The 22,674-nt window shown below is 41.0% G+C and carries 16 protein-coding genes and 1 tRNA gene; 8 read left to right on the top strand and 9 right to left on the bottom strand.

Annotated features, from left to right (window positions below; genetic code table 11):
* The first annotated feature begins 179 nt into the window (after positions 1-179).
* Positions 180-3,455 (top strand): PD40 domain-containing protein, encoded by a 3,276-nt coding sequence (locus tag IPO83_00170; protein MBK9729706.1) that lies wholly within the window; start codon positions 180-182, stop codon positions 3,453-3,455.
* 338 nt (positions 3,456-3,793) lie between these two features.
* Here the strand turns inward: IPO83_00170 and IPO83_00165 are convergent, their stop codons facing one another.
* Both IPO83_00165 and IPO83_00160 read right to left on the bottom strand, forming a co-directional pair.
* Complete coding sequence (locus IPO83_00165) at positions 3,794-4,744, bottom strand: EamA family transporter (GenBank protein MBK9729705.1); 951 nt, start codon at positions 4,742-4,744, stop codon at positions 3,794-3,796.
* 74 nt (positions 4,745-4,818) lie between these two features.
* Positions 4,819-5,151 (bottom strand): hypothetical protein, encoded by a 333-nt coding sequence (locus IPO83_00160; protein ID MBK9729704.1) that lies wholly within the window; start codon positions 5,149-5,151, stop codon positions 4,819-4,821.
* Between the two features lie 86 nt (positions 5,152-5,237).
* Here IPO83_00160 and IPO83_00155 point away from each other — a divergent pair, with 86 nt between their 5' ends.
* The 3 genes from IPO83_00155 to accC all read left to right on the top strand — a co-directional run bounded on the left by IPO83_00155 (position 5,238) and on the right by accC (position 8,893).
* Positions 5,238-6,716 carry a PLP-dependent aminotransferase family protein gene (locus tag IPO83_00155; protein MBK9729703.1) on the top strand — a complete coding sequence of 493 codons (1,479 nt, stop codon included), beginning with the start codon at positions 5,238-5,240 and terminating at the stop codon, positions 6,714-6,716.
* Between the two features lie 272 nt (positions 6,717-6,988).
* Entirely contained in the window at positions 6,989-7,477 is a 489-nt protein-coding gene (gene accB, locus IPO83_00150) for an acetyl-CoA carboxylase biotin carboxyl carrier protein (protein ID MBK9729702.1), read from the top strand.
* Positions 7,478-7,543: 66 nt separating this feature from the next.
* Positions 7,544-8,893, top strand: coding sequence for an acetyl-CoA carboxylase biotin carboxylase subunit (accC, locus tag IPO83_00145; GenBank protein MBK9729701.1), 1,350 nt, complete (start codon positions 7,544-7,546; stop codon positions 8,891-8,893).
* A gap of 54 nt (positions 8,894-8,947) precedes the next feature.
* Here accC and IPO83_00140 read toward each other — a convergent pair whose 3' ends face one another.
* Positions 8,948-11,746, bottom strand: coding sequence for an insulinase family protein (locus tag IPO83_00140; protein ID MBK9729700.1), 2,799 nt, complete (start codon positions 11,744-11,746; stop codon positions 8,948-8,950).
* A gap of 99 nt (positions 11,747-11,845) precedes the next feature.
* Here IPO83_00140 and IPO83_00135 point away from each other — a divergent pair, with 99 nt between their 5' ends.
* A complete protein-coding gene (locus IPO83_00135) occupies positions 11,846-13,111 on the top strand; it encodes a T9SS type A sorting domain-containing protein (GenBank protein MBK9729699.1) in 1,266 nt (421 codons plus the stop codon).
* Between the two features lie 372 nt (positions 13,112-13,483).
* On the opposite strand, the gene IPO83_00130 is transcribed toward IPO83_00135, so the two are convergent.
* The 3 genes from IPO83_00130 to IPO83_00120 form a co-directional block, all read right to left on the bottom strand.
* Positions 13,484-14,371, bottom strand: coding sequence for a flavin reductase family protein (locus tag IPO83_00130; protein MBK9729698.1), 888 nt, complete (start codon positions 14,369-14,371; stop codon positions 13,484-13,486).
* A gap of 162 nt (positions 14,372-14,533) precedes the next feature.
* Complete coding sequence (locus IPO83_00125) at positions 14,534-15,532, bottom strand: hypothetical protein (protein MBK9729697.1); 999 nt, start codon at positions 15,530-15,532, stop codon at positions 14,534-14,536.
* Positions 15,529-16,725, bottom strand: coding sequence for an aspartate aminotransferase family protein (locus IPO83_00120; protein ID MBK9729696.1), 1,197 nt, complete (start codon positions 16,723-16,725; stop codon positions 15,529-15,531). The genes IPO83_00125 and IPO83_00120 overlap by 4 nt, the downstream gene beginning before the upstream one ends.
* Before the next feature lie 85 nt (positions 16,726-16,810).
* On the opposite strand from IPO83_00120, the gene IPO83_00115 reads away from it, so the two are divergent.
* Both IPO83_00115 and IPO83_00110 read left to right on the top strand, forming a co-directional pair.
* Positions 16,811-17,314 carry a hypothetical protein gene (locus IPO83_00115; protein ID MBK9729695.1) on the top strand — a complete coding sequence of 168 codons (504 nt, stop codon included), beginning with the start codon at positions 16,811-16,813 and terminating at the stop codon, positions 17,312-17,314.
* A gap of 124 nt (positions 17,315-17,438) precedes the next feature.
* Positions 17,439-17,511 (top strand) — tRNA-Phe (locus tag IPO83_00110).
* A gap of 53 nt (positions 17,512-17,564) precedes the next feature.
* On the opposite strand, the gene nth is transcribed toward IPO83_00110, so the two are convergent.
* From nth to IPO83_00095, 3 genes are all read right to left on the bottom strand, one after another.
* Positions 17,565-18,272 carry an endonuclease III gene (nth, locus tag IPO83_00105; GenBank protein MBK9729694.1) on the bottom strand — a complete coding sequence of 236 codons (708 nt, stop codon included), beginning with the start codon at positions 18,270-18,272 and terminating at the stop codon, positions 17,565-17,567.
* A gap of 115 nt (positions 18,273-18,387) precedes the next feature.
* Positions 18,388-18,627: a hypothetical protein gene (locus tag IPO83_00100; protein ID MBK9729693.1), complete on the bottom strand. Its 240-nt coding sequence runs from the start codon at positions 18,625-18,627 to the stop codon at positions 18,388-18,390.
* A 148-nt stretch (positions 18,628-18,775) separates the two neighbouring features.
* Entirely contained in the window at positions 18,776-19,354 is a 579-nt protein-coding gene (locus IPO83_00095; GenBank protein MBK9729692.1) for a sigma-70 family RNA polymerase sigma factor, read from the bottom strand.
* A gap of 413 nt (positions 19,355-19,767) precedes the next feature.
* Here IPO83_00095 and uvrA point away from each other — a divergent pair, with 413 nt between their 5' ends.
* Positions 19,768-22,596 (top strand): excinuclease ABC subunit UvrA, encoded by a 2,829-nt coding sequence (gene uvrA, locus IPO83_00090; protein MBK9729691.1) that lies wholly within the window; start codon positions 19,768-19,770, stop codon positions 22,594-22,596.
* The last annotated feature ends 78 nt before the right edge of the window (positions 22,597-22,674 follow it).

Here is a 22,674-nt window from a genome sequence, read left to right as displayed (position 1 = left end):
TGTCCATCAAAAAAATGTCGTAATCAATTACTGAAATTGTATGGTGGTGGTTGCCAGGAAAATGAATAGTGGTATAACACATCAAACATGATTGTCGTTGAAATTTAGCTATAAGTCGAAAAAACCATCGTTTTCATCTTGCTTGTTTCGTACATTTCCGATTCCAAAACCAAATCCCCATGTATAAATGTTGTTTGCTTTTTTTAATTGTTGTCACCGCTAATTTAAGATTAACAGTCGCCCAGGATGCTGCTGCGGAAAAAATCTTTCGTTTTCCAACGGTTCATGATAACAGGATTACCTTTTCCTACGCCGGAGATCTTTACACTGTTTTAAAATCCGGAGGTGTAGCAAGAAAAATTACCAGTGACATCGGTTATGAAATGTTTGCCCGTTATTCACCGGATGGAACACACATCGCTTTCACAGGTCAATTTGATGGCAATACTGAAGTCTATGTAATTCCCTCGAATGGAGGTGTTCCGCAGCGCCTGACATACACCGCCACACTTGGTCGTGATGATCTTTCAGACCGAATGGGTCCGAATAACATTGTGATGACCTGGAAAGACAATGAGCACATTGTCTATCGTTCCCGCAAGCAATCGTTCAATGCATTTAAAGGGCAACTCTTCATGGCAAATATGAAGGGTGGCCTTTCTGAAGAGCTTCCTTTTTCCGTAGCCGGTTTCTGTTCCTATTCACCTGATGGAAAAAAGATGGCAATGAATCGCGTATTCCGTGAGTTCAGAACCTGGAAATATTACCAGGGCGGCATGGCAGACGATGTCTGGATCTATAATTTGGAAAACAAAGCATGGGAAAACATTACCAACAATGTTGCACAGGACATGCAACCAATGTGGGCCGGTGATAAAATCTATTTTCTCAGCGACCGCGATCGCACGATGAATCTCTTTACGTATGATGTAACTACTAAACAAACACGCAAAGTCACAAACTACACGGACTACGACATTAAGTTTCCGTCACTGGGCGATAGAGACATCGTTTTTGAAAAAGGCGGATTGTTGTATTTGCTGAATCTTCAGAATGAACAAGTGACACCTGTGAATATCGAAATTGATAACGATCAGAACTGGAGTCGCAATGAATTGGTAGATGCATCAAAATTTATTGAAGGCTGGGACCTTGCGCCTGATGGAAACAGGATGCTCTTTATTGCACGTGGCGATGTATTTACCGTTCCGGCTGAATCAGGCATCACACGTAACCTCACACAATCATCAACTGCACACGATCGTGATGCAGTATGGAGTCCGGATGCAAAATGGATTGCCTATATAAGTGATGCAAGTGGTGAAGATGAGATTTATATCCGTTCACAAAATGGAACAGGAGATCCGGTTCTTGTCACCACAACTGGCGACGTTTACAAGTATCATCTTATGTGGAGCCCTGACAGCAAGAAAATATTGTGGAGCGATAGAAAGCAACAGTTGCAATACGTAGATATTGATTCCAAAATTATTACGCAACTGGAATCGTCCAATACAGGCGAATACAACTTCTACGACTGGTCACCTGATAGCAAATGGATTTGTTTCGTTCGACCGGAATGGCAAACCAACAACAGGGTTTTTCTATATAATCTTTCTACGAAAATTGCTACACCCGTTACTGACAACTGGTATAACTCATACGAACCTACTTTCACCAAAGACGGAAAATATCTGGTGCTGATTTCAGATCGTGATTTCAATCCCACATTCAGCAATATTGAATTTCAGATTTCTTACCAGAACATGAGCAAACTGTACCTCGTTACACTTTCAAAAGAAACTCCTTCTCCCTTTGCTCCTGAAAACAACGAGGTAATAGCGGCAGAAAAACCAAAAGATGAAAATACCGCAACTTCAAAATCTAAATCAGATAAATCTAAAAAAGAACCCGAAGCAAGCACTTCAACTGATGTTAAGATTGATCTTGATGGCATCAGTAACCGGTTGATTGCATTTCCTGTTGAACCTGCACAGTATTTTAATATTCAGTCGGCGGAAGGAAATATCTATTACCTGCATTCAAAATCAGGAGAAGAGGGATCTACACTTTCCATCTTTAAGTTCAAGGATAAGAAAGAAGACGCATTAGGCTCTTATGATATGTACCAGATTTCAGCAGATAAAAAGAAAATGGTAGTTGTTAAAGGACATACTTACTCCATCATCGATTTGCCTATGGGAAAAATACAACCGGATAAAAATGTGAATTTGTCTGGCATGAAAGTCATGGTAAATCACCGGGAAGAATACCAGGAAATTTTTAACGAAACCTGGCGGCAGATGCGTGACTTCTTTTACGTTTCCAACATGCACGGCCTCGACTGGAACGCGATTAAAACAAAATACGGATCGCTGGTTCCTTATGTAAATCATCGCGCTGATCTCACGTATCTTCTTGGTGAAATGGTAGGCGAACTTAGCATCGGTCACTCCTACGTGGGTGGTGGTGATAAACCGGAACCTGAACGCATCAGAACCGGATTGCTTGGAGCAACGCTGGTAAGAGATGCATCCGGATACTATAAGATTTTAAAAATCCTGCAAGGTGCAAACTGGAGTGATGGCCTGCGTTCACCACTTACCGAAGTGGGCGTGAATGTAAAAGCCGGAGATTTTATCGTTGCTGTAAATGGCGCTCCTACCAATGCAATGAATGATATTTATGCATCGCTCATTGATGCGGCAGACAAGCAAGTGGAACTTACCATAAATAGTAAAGCGTCAATGGATGGCAGCAGAAAAGTAATTGTGGTTCCGATTGGCGATGAGAGTCAGCTCTATTATTATAACTGGGTGGAAAAAAATATCCGGTATGTTGATTCTGTTTCTAAAGGAAAAGTCGGGTATCTCCACATTCCAAATATGGGCGCTGATGGATTGAATGAATTCATCAAACATTATTATCCGCAATTGAATAAGAAGGCATTGATTGTCGATGATCGTGGAAACGGTGGAGGCTTTGTATCTTCTTTGGTTGCGCAACGTTTGTCGCTCGACCTGGTTTATTACAATATGTCAAGAAATCAAATCGGTAATCCGGATCCTACAATGCTTTATGGTCCCAAGGTGTTGCTGACAGATGAGTATTCAGCATCTGACGGAGATATTATTTCTTACCGATTCAAAAAATTGAAGATCGGTCCTGTGATTGGAAAGAGAACCTGGGGCGGTGTGGTTGGTATCCGCGGAACATTACCCATCATGGATGGAGGATTTCTCGACCGTCCTGAATTTGCACCTTATGATTCATCAGGTTGGCTGATTGAAGGTCATGGTGTTGATCCGGATATTATTGTTGATCAGGATCCTGCATTGGCTTATGTTGGCATTGATCAACAACTGAATAAAGGTTTGGAAGTGATCATGGAATTGTTGAAGACAGAGGAGAAAACAATCCCTGCTGTGCCTGCGGCGAAGGATAAAACGAAGTAGTGTTGGAAATTGAAAGCAAGGTGAGTTGATGGTTAAATGGTTGAATGGCTAAATGGTTTCGGCAATGCCGGAGCGCAGGCTGATTCCGTAAATCAATAACGTCATTGCCCAAAGGACTCTTCGAGCGATCCCGACATGCACACACTATGATTTGTTGCAATGTTGATGGCGGGAGAAGCAATCTCCAACGGTTAGTAATTATTATTTTAATAGAAATAATTGCAAAGGCCTGATAGTTCGAAGAATCCTTATGGCAAGGACGCTTTAATTGGAACGACTTACTCGCGAAAAGAAAGAAACTCGTGAGCGTTTGTATTACTTTTTCTGACCCTTTTGCATCACCATAGCTTCAGTAACGCCGGAACCATACTTAGTTTTCTTAACAGTGATGGTTGATCTTTCTTCTGTTTAAATCCTGCATTTACCAGGTAAACTCCTGCAATGGTAATCACCATCGCCAGCAGAGTCAGGATTCCGAATTTTTCATGCAACAATAAAAAACCAAGCAGCACTGCCACCACAGGATTTACATAAGCATACAATGAAACAATAGTGGATGGAAGATGGGTTAATGCATAGAGATATGCACCATAACTCACGATTGATCCAATCAAGGCAAGATAGAGCAATGCCATCCAACCATTTACTGTTGGATGGAATGATGCGGCTTCACCGGAAAATAATCCGGCTATAGAAAGCAAGATGCCTGCAATCAACATCTGCAGACCTGCAGCAAACATAAATGGCGTATTCCATTTTATCTTTTTAGAATATACCGTTCCGTAAGACCATGCAATATTTCCAAACAATAAATAAGCAAGACTAAATAACAAAGCAGGATTTGAAAGATCTCCCAGGTTGTCGTAGAAGATCATCACTAATCCGCCAAAGCCAATCACCAAACCGGTTACAATCAAAGAATTCACTTTTTCAGATTTACTCAACAGCAGGTTAATCAGCACCACCCAAATTGGTATGGCTGAACAAATCAATGCTGCCAGTCCGCTGGAGATATGTTGCTCAGCATGCACCACACTGCTGTTTCCTATCACAAAAAACAAGAGACTGATGAGTAAGATATTCTTCCATTCCTGCAGAGAAGGCAATGGTGTTTTTTTCAGCATAAAATATAAGCTCACCAATCCTCCTGCTATCAGAAACCGCACACCGGCAAACAGGAATGGCGGCATGCTGTCCACACCTATCCGGATGGCCAGGTAAGTAGTTCCCCAAAAAAAGCAAACAGAGGCAAGGGCTGCGTATGCTTTTACTAATGTAGCTGAATGCATGTAGTTAAGATTAGTGGATTTAAGAAGGTTAAAACTGCAATGCAAAGGTAACCGGTTGCTTACCCGTCTGTTTACTATTGAACCGGTAAACGATTGTTCAAAGTGCTTTGCAGTTGTTTTACGTTGGTGGTAAGCAACGAAGCATTCAGCATTTCAGTTTCCAACTGCATCAGGTCAAGCATGTGCTTTTCCTTTCCGAGTTTCAAAGTAACATTGGTTCCCAGAGAAGGAATATTTACGCCCACCAACAAAGATTGACATTGCAAGTAGTCCAATTGTTGTTGTGAATTCAATACCGATAACTGAACACTTGTTGTGTCAGGATGGCAGCCTTCATTTCCTGCGCCGTAAGTTAATTGTGTGGTTAACAGGATCACTAAGAACAGAATTGATTTCAGGGTTTTCATAACTAATGATTTAAATTACGATGCAAAGCTATATCTTTGTTGGACTACCTGAGTATACCAGTTTTCATAAACCAAATGGTCCAGTTATGTTTTCATTAAAAGCAGTGATCGACCTGGATAAAGAGTGCAGCACACCTGTTTACCTGCAAATCGCCAATAAGATGATTGTGCAGATTAAGAAAGGTATTCTTAAGCCGGGTTCTAAATTACCGGGCACACGGGAGCTCGCAAAAACGTTGGAGGTTCATAGGCAAACCATCGTCGCGGCACTGGATGAACTGGATGCGCAGGGCTGGATTGAAATTATTCCCTACAGCGGCACCTATGTTAAGGAATCCATGCCTGAAGTACGTGGAAAAAAACTGGTAAGCCGTGATGGTCTGCCGATTGGTTTTCCGAAGCACACCGGATTTCCGGTAGGGAAAAATAAATTTCTTCCGGCACCGCATTTTGTAAAACCTTATTACCTCGAAATCAATGAGGGGTATCCGGATGTGCGTATTGCTCCTGTAGAAGCATTATCCAGAACGTATCGTAACTTATTGCAAAAAGAACATTACAAGAAATACCTGAGCTATGCAGGCACCCATGGCAATAGTGATTTGCGAAAGGCATTGTCAGAACACCTCCGTGAAACAAGAGGCATTCAGGCAGCAGAAGAGAATATACTGCTTACGCGTGGCAGCATGATGGCGTTGTATCTCGCCAGTCAATCAATACTTAAACAAGGTGATGTGGTGGTAGTGGGAGAAACAAGTTATTATTCAGCTACCGCGATGTTCCAAAATATCGGTGCGAAGTTAATTAGAGTGCCCGTTGATGAAAATGGAATGGTGGTGGATGCGCTTGAGAAAGTATGTAATAAAACAAAAATCAGAGCAGTCTTTATTACACCCCACCATCACAATCCAACTACGGTTTCATTAAAGGCAGAACGGCGCATGCAATTACTTTGCCTTGCTGAAGAACACAAATTTGCAGTGCTGGAAGATGATTACGATTTCGATTATCACTACGACAGCGGACCCGTGTTACCGCTCGCCAGCGCGGATACACATGGTATGGTGGTGTATATAGGATCATTGAGTAAAAGTCTTGCACCCGCATTTCGTGTTGGCTTTGTAGTGGCGCCTGAAAACCTGATAGAAGAAATGGCACGTCTCCGGCGGGTGATTGATTTGCAGGGAGATACCGTGTTGGAAAAGGCGATTGCAGAATTATTTGCGGAAGGTGAAATTCAACGCCACCAGAAAAAAGCAACAAAAATTTATCATGCACGTCGTGACTACTTTGCAGCACTGCTGAAAGACCGTTTTGCCGACGTCATCAACTTTCACATGCCGTCTGGAGGCATGGCTATCTGGGCCCGTTTTAATCCTGAATATAACTTACAGGAAATTTCCAAAAAGGTGCGCGAGAAAGAATTGTTCCTTTCTTCAGGCCGGCTTTTTAATCCGGAGCATAAAAATCTGAACGCGACGCGAATGGGTTTTGCATCCCTCACTTTTGATGAAATGGAAGAAGCGCTCGATATCCTGGATAAAGTAATTCGCAATAAAAAATAAGACGGGGAACGTTCTTTGCCATTCTTAGCACAGCGAAGAATATATCCCATCATATTCCTTTTTCATTCTTGGCAGAAAAAGCAGCTTCCCAGCGACGCTGCCATTCTGATCCCGCGAGTCGGGAGAAGAATCCAGCTTCACAATGCCTTCATCCCATTAGACTTTTCCTACCCATTTTGCGATAAATGGCTATCTTTCGCACCTTGACCAATTGAATTATTGCGCTTCATTTTGCAATAATGCATTTCATAAAAAAAACAACCCATTTCAAAATGGATCTAAAAGAAATACAGGAACTCATTAAGCTCCTCAACAAGTCAAACATCTCGGAAATCCGGATCGAGCGCGATAACTTCAAAATCATGCTTCGCACACAGGATCAAAACGGACCTGTGCAGTATGTAAGACAGGAAACGGTTAACCTTCCTCCTGCCACAACAGTTACTGCTCCGCCTGCTACTTCCAATGCACAGGAAACACCGGCTATTTCAAAAACTGAAACAGCAGCAGATACTTCAAACCTTGTCACCATCAAATCGCCGATGATTGGTACGTTTTACCGTTCTTCTACGCCGGATAAACCTGCCTTCGTAAATGTTGGCGACGAAATAAAACCCGGAATGGTGCTCTGCATTGTGGAAGCGATGAAACTGTTCAATGAAATTGAATCGGAATATTCAGGTCGTATCGTGAAGGTTTTGATGGAAAATGCAAAACCGGTGGAATATGATCAACCTTTATTCCTGATTGAACCACTCTGATCTGAAAACCGCGGAATCATTTTTAAACCGGATTTTCATTTCATCAACCTCTCAAAAAAATAGTTTGTGGCCAAAAACAGACCATTAAATAAAGTACTGATAGCAAACCGCGGCGAAATTGCTTTGCGTATTATTCGCACTTGCCGCGAAATGGGAATAAAAACAGTCAGCGTCTATTCTACTGCGGATCGTGAATCATTGCACGTAAAATTTGCAGATGAAGCCGTTTGCATCGGCCCGCCTCCGGGAAAAGAATCGTACCTGAGCATGGCCAAGATCATGGCCGCCGCGGAAATCACCGGCGCCGATGCCATTCATCCCGGCTACGGATTTTTATCAGAAAATGAAAAATTTGCAGAGATCTGCGGTCATTACGGAATTAAATTTATTGGCCCTACACCACATCAGATTGCGATGATGGGTGATAAGATTACGGCCAAGGATACGATGAAGAAAGCCGGTGTTCCTGTAATTCCGGGCTCCGAAGGACTCATTGCAGATGTTAAAGAAGGAAAGAAGACCGCAAAAAAAATTGGTTACCCTGTCATTCTTAAAGCTACTGCAGGTGGTGGTGGAAAAGGAATGCGCATTGTGTGGAACGAAGAAGAATATGAGAATGCATTCAACATGGCGCGGACCGAAGCAGGTGCTTCGTTTGGCAACGATGGTGTTTACCTTGAAAAATATGTGGAAGAACCGCGTCACATAGAAATACAGGTAGCAGGTGATCAGTATGGAAAGGCCTGTCATTTATCTGAACGTGATTGCTCCATTCAGCGCCGTCATCAAAAATTATTGGAGGAAAGTCCTTCACCCTTTGTAACTCAGCAACTGCGTGAAAAAATGGGCGCTGCTGCTATTAAGGCCTGCAAAGCTATCCGTTATGAAGGCGTTGGTACTGTAGAATTTCTGGTAGATAAACACCGCAACTTCTACTTTATGGAAATGAATACACGTATTCAGGTGGAACATCCGGTTACGGAAGAAGTGATCAATTATGATCTGATTAAAGAACAAATAAAAATTGCTGCCGGAGAACCTATTTCCGGGAAAAATTATTTTCCAACGATGCATGCTATCGAGTGCCGCATCAATGCCGAAGATCCGCACAACGATTTTCGTCCGAGCCCTGGAAAAATCACTACGCTGCACACTCCGGGCGGTCATGGAGTTCGAATTGATTCCCACATTTATGACGGCTATACCATCACACCTTACTACGATTCACTGATTGCGAAGATTATTACGGTGGCTCAAACACGTATTGAAGCCATTGCTACTATGGAACGCGCACTGAGTGAATATGTAATTGAAGGTGTTAAAACAACCATTCCATTTCATCTTGCATTGATGAAGGATAAGAATTTCCGTGATGGAAATTTCAATACTTCCTTTTTGCAGAGTTTTAAATTCTGATTGACGAATCTTTTTTTAGTATTGAAAGAATGCTGTTGCTCTTTTTACCCGTTCTTATTTCGCCGGATATAAGACGAACTTCGCAATATCAGCACCTTCAAAATAAGTGTTGGCCAATCGCTTAAATTCACCTGAGGTAAAACTTTCCACCTGAGTTTGAAAGTTTTTCAATTCAAGGATACTTTCTCCATTCATATCGCCTTGAACCAATGCACTCAGCCAAAAATTATTCTGTTTCAGATTCAGTTCTCTTTCTTTAATCAGTTGCTCTTTCACCTTCAACAGATCTACATCATTGCAGCCATTTTTCTTTACTGAATCTATTACGGCCATTGCAGCTTTTACTAATTCGTCAACATGTTCTGGCGCACAGCCGAATGAAAGCGAAAACTGATACCTGCTCTCCGGATAATGTTTTAAGGAAGGCGAAATGCTTACGCCATATACTCCGCTCATATCTTCACGCATCATTTCTCGAAGTTTCATATTCACAAGACGCAGTAAAGCGGTCACTTCATTCCGATGTTCACGTGTGTAATCGAACTTACCACCAAAAATAATCCGCACCGCGCTTTTAGGCTCACTGCCTATCATCACTTTCTTTTCCAGTTTGCCTGCTGGCGGTCTGATGTGAAGATCACGATAGGTTTGTATTTTTTCAGTTTTCGCAATTCCACCCAAATACTTTTCTATAAGTGGACGGATTTTTTCCAATTCAAAATTTCCAACGAATACGAAAGTCCAGCCGGTGGCATTTGCAAACCGTTCTTTATAAATTTCAAAAGCACGGTTAAGATTCACCTGTTGCAATTTTGATGCATCCATAGGTTGAAAACGAAAGTTGTGTTGATTCATCACCAACTGAATGGTATCTCTGAAGGTAGCTTCCGGACTTGCATGTTGATTTTGCAGGAATGCAAGGTCCTGCGCAATGGTGGACTGAAATGCAACACTATCCTTTCGGGGCGAAGTGAAATAAAGATAAACGAGTTGCAACATCGTTTCAAGATCAGCAACCGAGGCACTTCCGCCAATAGCTTGCTGCAATTCGCTGATAGATGGTGAAACAGAAACTACTTTATCGCTCAGGAATTTCTCCAACATTATCGCATCATAATTTCCGATGCCGGAACTGCTGATGATTCCCGGCGCGTAAACAGCAGACAGATAATCCTTGTCATCATACAAAGAGGTGCCTCCCCAACTGTATCCATTCATGGAAACCTCATCATTCTTAAAATCCGTTGGTTTCAAAATTACCTTAACACCATTTCCGAGCATCCATTCAGTGATGTTATATAGCGGTATTTTACTTTCTTTAATTACGATGGAAGATACAGGCTGCACTTCAATCAATGGCTGATCAATTGTTTTATCTACATATGCGGTTACCTGCCGTGAATGACTTGCATCGAAAATTTCGCGGATACGATTTTCTGTAGGAATAATAACACCTTCTTTTTCAGGAGCGGAAATACCAATCACACAATTATCGCCATTGCTGATCCATTTTGCTGCGAGCACATTCACTTCATTCAACTTTACATCAGCAAGCAACTGTTGTTGATTTTTATATTCCCATTCAATACCAGGTGAGGGAATTTGATAAAGATATAACCGGATATATTCAGAAGCGAAATTGCGCGATTCCGTTTTATTTCTTTCATTAAATGCACGTTCTGTATTTCGAAGCATTTCATTTTTTGCACGTTGCAATTCTGTTTCAGTAAATCCGTAGCGAAGGATGCGTTCATTCTCTTCGAGCAGCGCCTGCAACCCGCGCTCCACGCCGCCATCCTTCACGATTGCAAAATTGCTGAAGTCAGCTTTCGTGCGCGCGAGCGAACCGTATCCGGAAGAGCCGTAAGTAAATGGCGGATCCGCTTGTTGCACAAGTTCACTGTAACGGTGGTCACTCATGATGCCGTACAATTCTGACAAAAGGCTGGCACGATAGTCTTTAATCGTTTTTAACTCTTCGCGCGGAAGTTTATACTCAACCGAAACAGAAGTGTAAGTGGCTTCTTTATCTGTCGCTATACTCACCAACAGGTTTTGATGATCGGGAACAGGATACAGTATTCGAGATTTTTCCGGTTTCGGATTCCGGAGTGATGAAAATTTTTCTTTGATCACAGCTTCCACTTTGGCAGGATCAAAATCACCTACAGCAACCACAGCCATCAGATCAGGGCGGTACCATGTTTTATAAAAATTCCGCAGCGTATCATACGGAGCATTTTCTATGACTTCCTTTTTCCCGATAGGAAGCCGCTCTGCATATCTGGAATCATGGAATAGTATGGGATAATATTTCCGGTTCATTCGCTCATTGGCGCCTTGTCCAAGTCTCCACTCTTCTACTACAACACCACGTTCTTTGTCAATTTCCTCTTCATCAAAGGAAACTGCCTGCGCCCAATCCTGCAAGACCTGCATACCTTTCAAAAATATTTTTTCTGTATCTGTCGGAATTTGCAACATATACACTGTTTCATCAAAACTGGTGTATGCATTTAAGTCGGCACCAAACCGCATTCCTGTCCGTTCAAGAAAATCAACCAATTCGCTCTTTTGAAAATTGGCAGTTCCATTAAAGGCCATGTGTTCACAAAAATGCGCCAGTCCCTGTTGCTGATCAGATTCCAAAATAGATCCTGCATTTACCACAAGTCGCAATTCTGCCCGATGCTCGGGTTTTACATTCCTGCGCACATAGTATGTCAATCCATTACTTAACACGCCCATTCTAACATTTGAATCTAAAGGCACCTGGCTTTTCAGATCAGGTTTTTGCGCCTGCAATACACTACACAATAACATTGCAAGGAGGAGCAAACAATTTTTTTTCATGGAAAGGTATTTGGGCCGAAGCTACATAGTAAGTTGCAAATTCATATCTTTAGTCAACAGCCTTCAGCAATCATCCATTAAAAGTTAAGCCTGGCAAAAATGAAATTTCACTTACCTGCATCCTGTTGTTTTTTAATTTTCTTATTGCTGGCTTCCACAATATCCATTGCACAAACTCATTTCAACCCCGACGATATAAGGGCAGGTGAAACGCAGGAACCGGTTTACATTCCACCTCCGGCAAGTTTTAGTGAAGGTATACGCTCGGCATCTTTTTCAATTACCTACAACGGATATACAACTGAAGCACAAACAGCCTTTCAGTTTGCAGCTGACATCTGGTCATCATTGCTCAATTCAACCGTGAGTATTAAAGTGAATACGTACTTCGTGCCATTGGTGCCTGGCTTGTTAGGTATTACGTTGCCCAATGGAAGAAAAGATTTTACAGATGCGCCGCAACCTAATACCTGGTATGCTACATCACTTGCCAATTCAATTGCGGGAATAGAATTGAATCCGGGCGAATTTGATTTTGATCTTTATCTGAACAGTACGACCAGTTGGTATTATGGTGTTGATGGAAATTGTCCCGGTGGTAAATATGATCTGGTATCTATCGTGCTTCATGAAATATGTCACGGATTAGGCTTTGTTGGATTGGGAAAAGTAGTGGGCACCAATGGCTCATTTGGACTATTACAGGCTGCCGATTTCGCACCTATTGTTACTTCATTTCCATGGCCGGATCTCGACACATTGCCAGGCATTTTTGATGCTAAGCTTGAAGATGCAAGTGGTAATTTTCTAATCACCTTTCCGAATCCTTCTACTGAATTGAAAAGCCAATTCACTGGCAATCAAATTTATTTTGATGGTGAAAATGCTTTGCTGATGAATGGCGGTGTGAAGCCAAGAATGTATGCACCAACTACTTTTTCACTGGGTTCCAGCTTGCTCCACCTGAATGAATCCACTTATCCCGCAGGCAACATCAATGAACTGATGACGCCTTTTGCCGGTGCTTCCAATGCAGTGCATGATCCCGGACCCATTGTAATGGGGATTTTAAAAGACATTGGATGGAATGTGAATTACAATGTGGGAATTGAAAATATTTCTGCAACAGAAACATCGCTTACAGTCTTCCCTAACCCTGCACAAAATCAATTGCAACTTTCCTATGCAACACAATTTACTGAACAACCAGTACAGCTTGAAATTTTTGATGTATACGGCAGAAGTATATTGAAAGTGGATAAAATACCGCCCTTTATAAACATTGCAGCTTTGCTTACAGGTATCTATTTTTTAGAAATGAAAACCCAAAATAAAAGCATAAGAGTGAAATTTATAAAAAGCTAAAAAACCGCAACTCCGTTCCCTTCATTACTTCATAATTTCCTATTTTACACTTATAACATTTAACCTATGCTTTATAAGGACTTTACTCATGACCCAAAAAATGACACCAACAATGATCCATTAATTCACTATTCACTGAATGATAATTATGTATTACAATCCAATCAGGTTGTTTATATTTTCAATACCGATCAACAGCAATTTGATACTCTTTATAACTTTAATGCTCAAGTTTAAGTGAGTTTTTTTTTTTTTCCGCGTCTCCCCCCTTTTTTTTTTTCCCTTTTTTTTTTTTTTTTTTTTTTCTTTTTTTTTCTTTGCGAAAACTTAAAACATACAACACGCTCCCCCCACAGAACCCACCACTAAACGCTACCCCAGCAAAACTTTCCACCCTTCCAGTAACTTTCCTTCATCCAAATATTCTTTCGCGAGCAGATGACGATGGTATTCCAGGGATTCTGCATCATTGTTAAATCGTTCCATCAATTCATTCATAGCTTCGAATACATTCACTGTCGCTAACTCTTCTTTGGATGGAAGATGTTCAGCATTTCCTAATTGTCCGAGATTATTACCAGTTAGTACCTTGCTGTTTCTGATAAGAGCAGGAAGCTGATCAATGCCAATAGCAGGTTTGGTATTGGGTTTATGTACTTCAAACAATGAAGAACCGGAAGCACGTACGTAGTAATCACCTCCCAAACGCGCAACCAGATCCATTTTATGCTGATCAATGCGCGACTGATCATTAAGTACCGATTCGCTGATGTGCATCAATATTATTTCACAAATAATCAGGTTAGCTGCTCCGCCCTGATCTCCCATTGGTTTTACTTCGATCACCTTGCATTCAAATTGCACGGGAGATTCCTTCACCCGAAATGGTTTTATTCTTTCTGATGGAACCGGACTGAATCCTGCCTTCTCAAATTCATTCACGTCTTTTGCAAACTCCACGCTTGAAAGAGAAGTCTGATGCACCATATTATAATTCACTGTATTGATCACCACTTCAGGAACTTCCAGAATATTATCGAGCGTATGTTTAGTGGTGTTATCACGAACACGTCTTGCCGGGGAAAAAATAAGTGTGGGAGGATTGCTCCCGAAAGCATTAAAAAAACTGAATGGTGAAAGATTTGGTCTGCCTTCTTTATCTACAGTGCTTGCAAATGCAATTGGTCGCGGTGCGATGGATGACAACATGTATCCATGAAGGTGCGCAACTGAAATTTCTTTTGGATCGATAGTTAACATGCAATGTAAATTGTGAGTATTAATATTTGGTGAAGAATACAATTATGAAAACCAAAGTAAATCAACATTTTTTCTCAATGATATGTGAAGAATTATTTGGTTGAAAATAAAAGATAATCATCAAATCATTCTCCGTGCCTTAACGCGTCTCCCTGGTAACCATCACTCCAGAAATCTGTAAATTTTCCCACCTTCTCCGCACAAATATCCTCCATCTTCCGTCAAAGAGATTCCATGCAGGTTAATTAAAGGTGCATTTTCTACCTCTTCCCACGATTCGCCTGCGTTTGTTGTTTTCAAAAAAAGTCCTTTCTCCCCAATGATATAACCCTCAGTAGAATTCCGAAATACAATTTGTTCCAGGTGCCATGTTTCCTGAAGCAGGTTATTTCCGTTGCGAAGGTGTTTCCAATTTGTTCCACCATCGGTTGTTTTCAAAATTGTGCCTTCACTACCCACTACATAACCTGTCTGCCCATTTGTAAAATAAACAGATTGAAAAAAATCACCACTGGCAGTTGTGAATTGCCAGTTTACACCGCCATCAATTGTTTTGAAGATGGCACCATATCCTGCCACAAAACCGGTTTCTTCGTCAGTAAAAAAAAGACTTCTGAATTCCTGCGGAAAGGTATCAATGCTCCAACTATCTCCTCCATCATTTGTAGTGTAAATATATCCGGTCTTATAACCATCACCTCCGCAACAAAATCCTTTATGCGCATTTAACATCCAAACATCATGGAGTGGTTGATACCTTCCCGATTGATACAGAATATAAGTATTTCCTCCATCAAGCGTTTTGTACATTTTACCGTCAATGCCAACAATAAATCCGGTATCGGAACTAATAAAATTTATACGGTTCAGCGCCTTTTCAAGGTTTTCACCCTGCGGCATCCAGGTTGCGCCTCCGTCAGTTGTTTTTAAAATATTTCCTTCGATGTAACGGTCACCTCCGCAGGTATAACCTGTTGAGTCATTTACAAAATAAATATCATTCAGGTCATGACTGATCCCTGAATTAAGTTCAGCAAAAACAAAAGTTGTCTTTTCCTTCTTACAGGAAGAAACGAGGATGCACAATGAAATAAAAGGAGCTAATGACAAACAACTACACAGCCTGAATTGAAAGTAAAAGTTGTCCACTGATGCTTTCATGATTGATTGCTTGTCTTTTCTATTGCCTGAAGGATCAATTCACAAGCGCATACTATTTCTATTTCAGTTATTAACAACGGCGGAGCAATTCGCAGGCAGCTTCCGTTAAATAAAAACCAATCTGTAATTACTCCCGACGCGATGCAATTCGCAATCACTTTTTTGCAGAATACTTCTTCTTCAAATTGAAGTGCTATCAGCAATCCAATACTTCTGAATGATTTGATTGCAGGATGTACAAGATATTTTTGGAATAGACTGCGACGGTATTCAACACCGGACATCAAATTTTCTTTCAATAAAACTTCCAGTGCAGCATGACCGGCCGCGCACGATACCGGATGACCGCCAAATGTAGTTAAGTGTCCGAGAACAGGATCATGGGTTAATGATTGCATATTTTCTGATGAAGAAATAAAAGCACCTAAAGGCATTCCACCTCCAAATGCTTTTGCAGTTAAAAGAATATCAGGAACGATTCCGTATTGCTCAAAACAAAACAATGTGCCTGTGCGGCCCATACCCGTTTGAATCTCATCAAGAATCAATAATGTTCCTGTTTCAGTGCAGCGCGACCTTATCAGCTTAAGAAAATCATGTGAAGGAAGAACGATACCCGCTTCCGCCTGCACAGGCTCCATTATAACCGCTGCCGTTTCAGTGGTGATTTTCTCCAATCCAAATTGATCGTTAAAATTCAACAATTGATTACCTGGCAATAATGGACGAAAGGCCTGCTTCCAGTATTCATTGCCCATAATGCTTAAAGCACCCTGCGTATGACCATGATAAGAATTATGAAACGAAACAAAGGAAGTTCTGCCTGTCAGCCGTTTTGCAAGTTTCATCGCGCCTTCCGTAGCTTCTGTTCCCGAATTGGTAAAATAGACCGTGTTTAATTTTTCGGGCAGAAAAGCTGTAAGCAATGCAGCATACTTAACTTGCGGCGATTGCACAAATTCACCATATACCATCAAGTGTAAATACTTTTTCAGCTGGGCTCCGATAGCGTTAATCACATCCGGATGCAGGTGACCAATACTGCTTACGCTTATACCGGAGATAAGGTCAATGTATGCTTTGCCATTTACATCGTATAAATAGATACCTTCCGCCCGTTCAATCTCCAGCATCATAGGTGCATCGGAAGTTTGGGCAACATGCCTTAGAAATAACTGACGTTCGGAAAGCATTATTGGGAAAGGTATTATTTAAGCGTCGACAAAATACGTCGATTAAAATTTTACATTCATTTTTGTTCCTTCAAAATCAAACGGTTTGAAAAAAACAATACGGTGGTTGAATTATGTAAATGCTCCGATAATCAAAGAAAATGCGGAGCAACACCTGATGATGGTAAGTATTCGCAATAAAGTGTGGAACCCGGTTTTTATAGTAGGTACTATTACTTTCGTTTGCTCCATGCTCTTCAGAGGATTTCTCGATGCCACTTTTGCTGTAATACCCCTGGCACTATCAACCATCATATTATTTGCCGGAGTATGGATTTTATCAGCCAACGGAATGGTGGTCTTCGATAAGCGTGATTCCAACTGCTACTGCATTTATAAGCACCTCGGATATCTGCAAAAGATTTATTCGTATCCCCTTACTTCCATTGACAGCATCTTAATGAAAAAACATCAAGCTGAGTATTTCAGTCTTTACCTCCTGAAGGATGATGGCATCTTGGTGAAAATTGCGGAATCGAAAAACAAAGAAACTTTGTCAATCTTATCTACTGAAATCTCTCTTTTTTTAAAGATTCCCTTAGAAATCTAGCCATATTATTTCGATTTCATGGAATATTCCGGTTTAACGATTTTTCTTTTTTACTAAAACGATTACTTTTGCAGTCCTTTCGAAAATGGCTGTTTCAAACAAGCTGTTTAATTCGAAGGGTTTCGGTGGGATAGCTCAGTTGGTAGAGCAACGGACTGAAAATCCGTGTGTCGCCAGTTCAACTCTGGCTCTCACCACATTCTATAAGAAAGGCGCCTCAAAATGAAGCGCCTTTCTTTTTGTATTCCAATTATTCCGGTAGTGAACTATTTTGTGCAGTAGAAGCTTTGACAGTTCTATTTTGCCTCAGAAAATTCTTCTTTTCGAGCTTTTCATAATAACTACAAAACTGCCTGATTGCACATTCACTGCACTTCGGGCTTCTTGCCAGGCAAACATATCTTCCATGTAAAATCAGCCAGTGATGAGCGAGATAAATTTTATCTTCGGGAATATGCCTGATTAATTGCAGTTCCGTCTGAAGCGGATTCTTTGCTCCTTTTGTCAATCCCAACCTTGCCGATACCCGGAAAACATGGGTATCTACCGCCATTTTGGGCTGGTTAAAAACGCAAGAGGCGATTACATTGGCTGTTTTCCGTCCGACTCCGGGAAGCAATTGCAACTGGTCTATATCAGAAGGCACTTCACCGTTGAATTTTTCAATCAGCATCTTTGCCATGGCTACTAAAAATTTTGCCTTGTTGTTTGGATAACTGATACTTTTCACCAGCGGAAATACTTCTTCAGCAGTTGCCTTTGACAGGGTTTCGGGATCAGGGAATCTTGCAAATAAAGCAGGTGTCGTTAAATTCACCCGCTTGTCGGTGCACTGAGCAGAAAGGATAACCGACACCAATAATTGAAAAGGTGATTCATAGTCGAGTTCAGTCGCTGCATTTGGTTGATGCTGTTCAAAGTAAGCAAGAATGCCTTCATATCGCTCCTTCCGGGTCATGAACAAAGATAACACTGCTCAGACCAACTCCTATCGAAAATGAAAAGGAATGAATTGATCTCTATTTGAACGTGAAATTTACGGAGTGGATTTAGTTCTGAGCCTGCAGCATGTTTTATGCATGGCTCTCCTCATGAGCAGTTTCCTTGCTGAAATCCAGGATAATATTTATGGAAGACTCGCTGGGCTCCATTTCTGCCATATCAAGAGCATTGCTGGTGTCTGCAAGTTTCTGAAACAGCTGGGCCGCTGCGGCATCTTCAGTAATCCACTTTTTAATGGAGGAATCTTCGGCAGGACTTGTTTCCCTGTAAAGGAAACGGAGGAGATCGTTCGGTGTAAAGTTGTGTGTCATAGGCATCTGAAAGGTTAAGTTCTGTTTTAAAAAGAACTCCCTTACAACGCCATTCTCAACACATATTGTATAAGCCAAACTAATTTTTTGGCACGCGGCCACCTTTCACCATTCTAATAATTCTGAATAATTACTGCCGGATTCCCGGCTACAATGCAATTTGCTTCTCCTGTTGCATCTTTCTCAGATTGATTAAAGCATACCTCATGCGCCCCAGCGCTGTATTGATGCTGACATTGGTAATTTCTGAGATTTCTTTAAAACTGAGATCCGCATAATGACGCAGTATTACAACTTCTTTCTGCTCCACAGGCAGATGATCTACCATTTCTCTTACTTTTTGATGTGATTGCTTACGAATCAGCATTTTTTCAGGGTTACCATCTGCAAACTGCAGGACATTGAAAATGTCAAAACCTTCAGGTGTGGTAATCTGTGGAGTTCGTTTTGTTTTCCGGTAAAAATCAATACAAAGGTTGTGTGCAATACGCATTACCCAAGGCAAAAACTTGCCTTCCTCCTGGTACTGTTGCGCACGTAGTTTTTTCACTACTTTAATAAATGTGTCCTGAAAGAGATCTTCTGCCAGGTATTGATCACGCACAAACATGAAAATGGAGGTGAATACTTTACTTTTGTGCCTCCTGATTAAAATTTCAAGGGCTTGTTCATTACCATGCATGTACTGAAGCACAAGGGCTTCATCATTGAGAACCTGAGTTTCCATTTCTACGGCGTTTGATCCCCGACAAGTCGGAGGGGTTAAAAATGACTGCTTCCAAACAGATGAAAGCAGTTTGAAAAATCAAAACGTGTAGATGTCAGGCCAGCGGCAAGAATGTTTTAGTGAAGAAATACTATTCTATTTGGGAGAATAGTTAATGATCAGTTTAAAAAAACGACTCCAATTATCCGGATTCTTAAATTTCAGCAATTACCTTAAGATGTGAAAAACAGGTAAATCGCTGCACAAAAACATTACTGAAAATGAAATTACATTTCAATAATTGCACTAATTAAGATTGACTGAATGAATTAGCGTAGCATTGCAACTTATAAGAAAAGTACTTGTTTTAATGGAGTAAAACGTGTTGCGATAATAGATGGAGTTTTAAATTAAAAGGTTGCTTTAAATCAACGATGAGTCAAATATCAAATATAAGTTCCGAAAAACCAAATGTTAAGGGAATTGAAAAGTTAATTTTTATCAAGGGAGCACGTACGCACAACCTGAAAAACATTGATGTTGCTATTCCCAGGAACAAATTAGTGGTGATAACCGGTGTTTCCGGATCAGGTAAATCTTCACTCACCATCGACACTTTATACGCCGAAGGTCAACGCCGTTATGTTGAATCATTGTCGGCATATGCCCGCCAGTTTCTGATGCGGATGAACAAACCGGATGTCGATTACATCAAAGGCATTTGTCCTGCCATTGCTATTGAACAACGGGTTGGCACACGCACTTCCCGTTCTACTGTAGGTTCGCTCACTGAGATTTTTGAATACCTGCGCATTTTATATGCACGTGTAGGAAAAACCATTTCTCCTGTCTCCGGGAAGGAAGTTATCAAGCATGATGTAAGCGACGTGGTGAATTATGTAAACACTTTGAATAATGGTAGCACTGTGTATGTAATGATTCCATTTAAAAAAATTCATCACAGGAGTGTGAAGGAAGAATTAAATGTATTGCTTCAAAAAGGTTTTACCCGCATCCGTTTTGGCCAAGAGATTCTGAAAGTGGAAGATTTTCTTTTCACCTTAAAAGCAAAAGATGAAGCTACTGTCGCGGAAAAAATAAGTGTAGTTATAGACCGGATTGCCTGGAAGAAAGAGGATAAGGACAACCAGACACGTCTTGCTGACTCTGTGCAAACAGCCTTTTTTGAGAGCGAAGGTGATTGCATTATCTTCACCCTGGAACAAGGAGCTGTTCCATTCTCAAATCGTTTTGAATTGGATGGGATATTATTTGAAGAACCCACACCACAATTTTTCAGTTTCAACAATCCATTTGGTGCCTGCAAAACATGCGAAGGTTTCGGATCAGTGATTGGCATTGATGAGGACCTTGTGATTCCGAATAAAAATCTTTCCGTATTTGAAGGTGCAATCGCTTGCTGGAAAGGCGAAAAAATGAGTGAATGGAATGAAGAGCTGATTAAATATGCACATAAATCTGATTTTCCAATTCATCGTGCTTATAAGGACCTGACAGATAAACAACATCAATTGTTGTGGGAAGGCAATCAGTATTTTCATGGCCTCCATGAATTTTTTAAATACCTCGAATCACAAACCTATAAGATTCAATATCGGGTAATGCTTTCGCGCTTTCGCGGAAAAACAACATGTCCGGACTGCAAAGGAACCCGACTCAGAAAGGATGCCTCTTATGTGAAGGTCGGCGGAGTTTCTATTATTGACATCGTACTTATGCCGATCTCCCAGGTGTTTGAACTTTTTCGTCAACTGAAGTTATCACCAAAAGATACTGAGATTTCTAAAAGGATCTTGCTTGAAATCAATAACCGTTTGTTGCTGATGATGGAAGTAGGTTTGGGATATCTTACTTTGAACCGCCTTTCTTCCACACTATCCGGCGGAGAAACACAACGCATTCATCTTACCCGAACATTGGGAAGCAACCTTACCAGTTCATTATACATCCTCGACGAACCTAGTGTGGGACTTCATCCACGCGACACTGCGCAATTAGTTAAAGTACTGCACAAATTACGTGATCTTGGAAACACTGTGATTGTAGTAGAACACGAAGAAGAAATCATGCGCAATAGCGATCACATAATAGATATCGGTCCGCTTGCCGGCGTTCATGGTGGTGAAGTGATCTACAATGGCAATTTTGAGGATATCATCAATGATACTGAAAGTCTTACGGGAAAATACCTGTCCGGCGAATTGGAAATTCCTGTGCCGCGTCAAAGACGCAAGTGGATCAACTCTCTTCAACTTTCCGGTGCTTCAGAACACAATCTTAAAAATATTGATGTCACGTTTCCTTTGAATGTAGTGACTGTTGTAACCGGTGTAAGCGGATCAGGAAAGACTACGCTGGTGAAAAAAATTCTTTATCCGGCATTACAAAAACTCATTGGAGGATTTGGAGAGAAAGCAGGATTATTCAAAGAACTGAAAGGTGATTATAAAATGATTTCCCAGATTGAACTGGTGGATCAGAATCCACTAGGAAAATCTTCACGTTCCAATCCTGTTACCTATATCAAAGCGTATGATGCCATTCGTGATTTATATTCCGAACAACGCGCTTCTAAAATCAAGGGGTTTAAACCCAAACATTTTTCTTTTAACGTGGAAGGCGGTCGTTGTGAAACATGCAAGGGTGAAGGGGAAATTATTGTTGAAATGCAATTCCTTGCGGATGTTCATTTGTTGTGCGAAGATTGTGGTGGAAAAAGATTTAAAGAAGATGTGCTGGAGGTAAATTACAAGGAGAAGAATATCGCTGATGTGCTTGCAATGAGTGTAGATGAAGCGGTTGAGTTTTTCTGGGAAGAAAATGACATTGCCACACGATTACAACCTTTGGCTGATGTTGGATTAGGTTATGTAAAACTCGGACAATCATCCAGCACACTCAGTGGTGGAGAAGCACAACGTGTTAAGCTCGCGTCTTTTCTTGGCAAGGGAAATTCCGGCAAACCTGTGCTTTTTATTTTCGATGAACCAACAACAGGATTGCACTTTCACGACATCGGTAAATTGCTGCGTTCCTTTGAAATGCTGATAGAAAACAATCACTCTGTTATTATTATTGAACACAATGTAGAAGTGATAAAATGCGCTGATCATGTAATTGACCTTGGACCTGAAGGTGGTAATGAAGGCGGTCATTTAATCTACCAGGGAACGCCTGAAGGTCTTGTTGAAATAAAGGAATCATGGACGGGTCACTTCCTGAAAAAACACCTCGTAAATTGATCTTCCGGTTCACTGGAATTCAATAGAATTGCCGGCAAAATGTTTTGCAGCTTTCAGAATATATGTGCGCCTTTTTAT

This window comes from Chitinophagaceae bacterium, from assembly GCA_016717285.1.
In the GTDB taxonomy this organism is placed as follows: domain Bacteria; phylum Bacteroidota; class Bacteroidia; order Chitinophagales; family UBA10324; genus JACCZZ01.
This window is presented reverse-complemented; position numbering and strand designations above follow the sequence as displayed.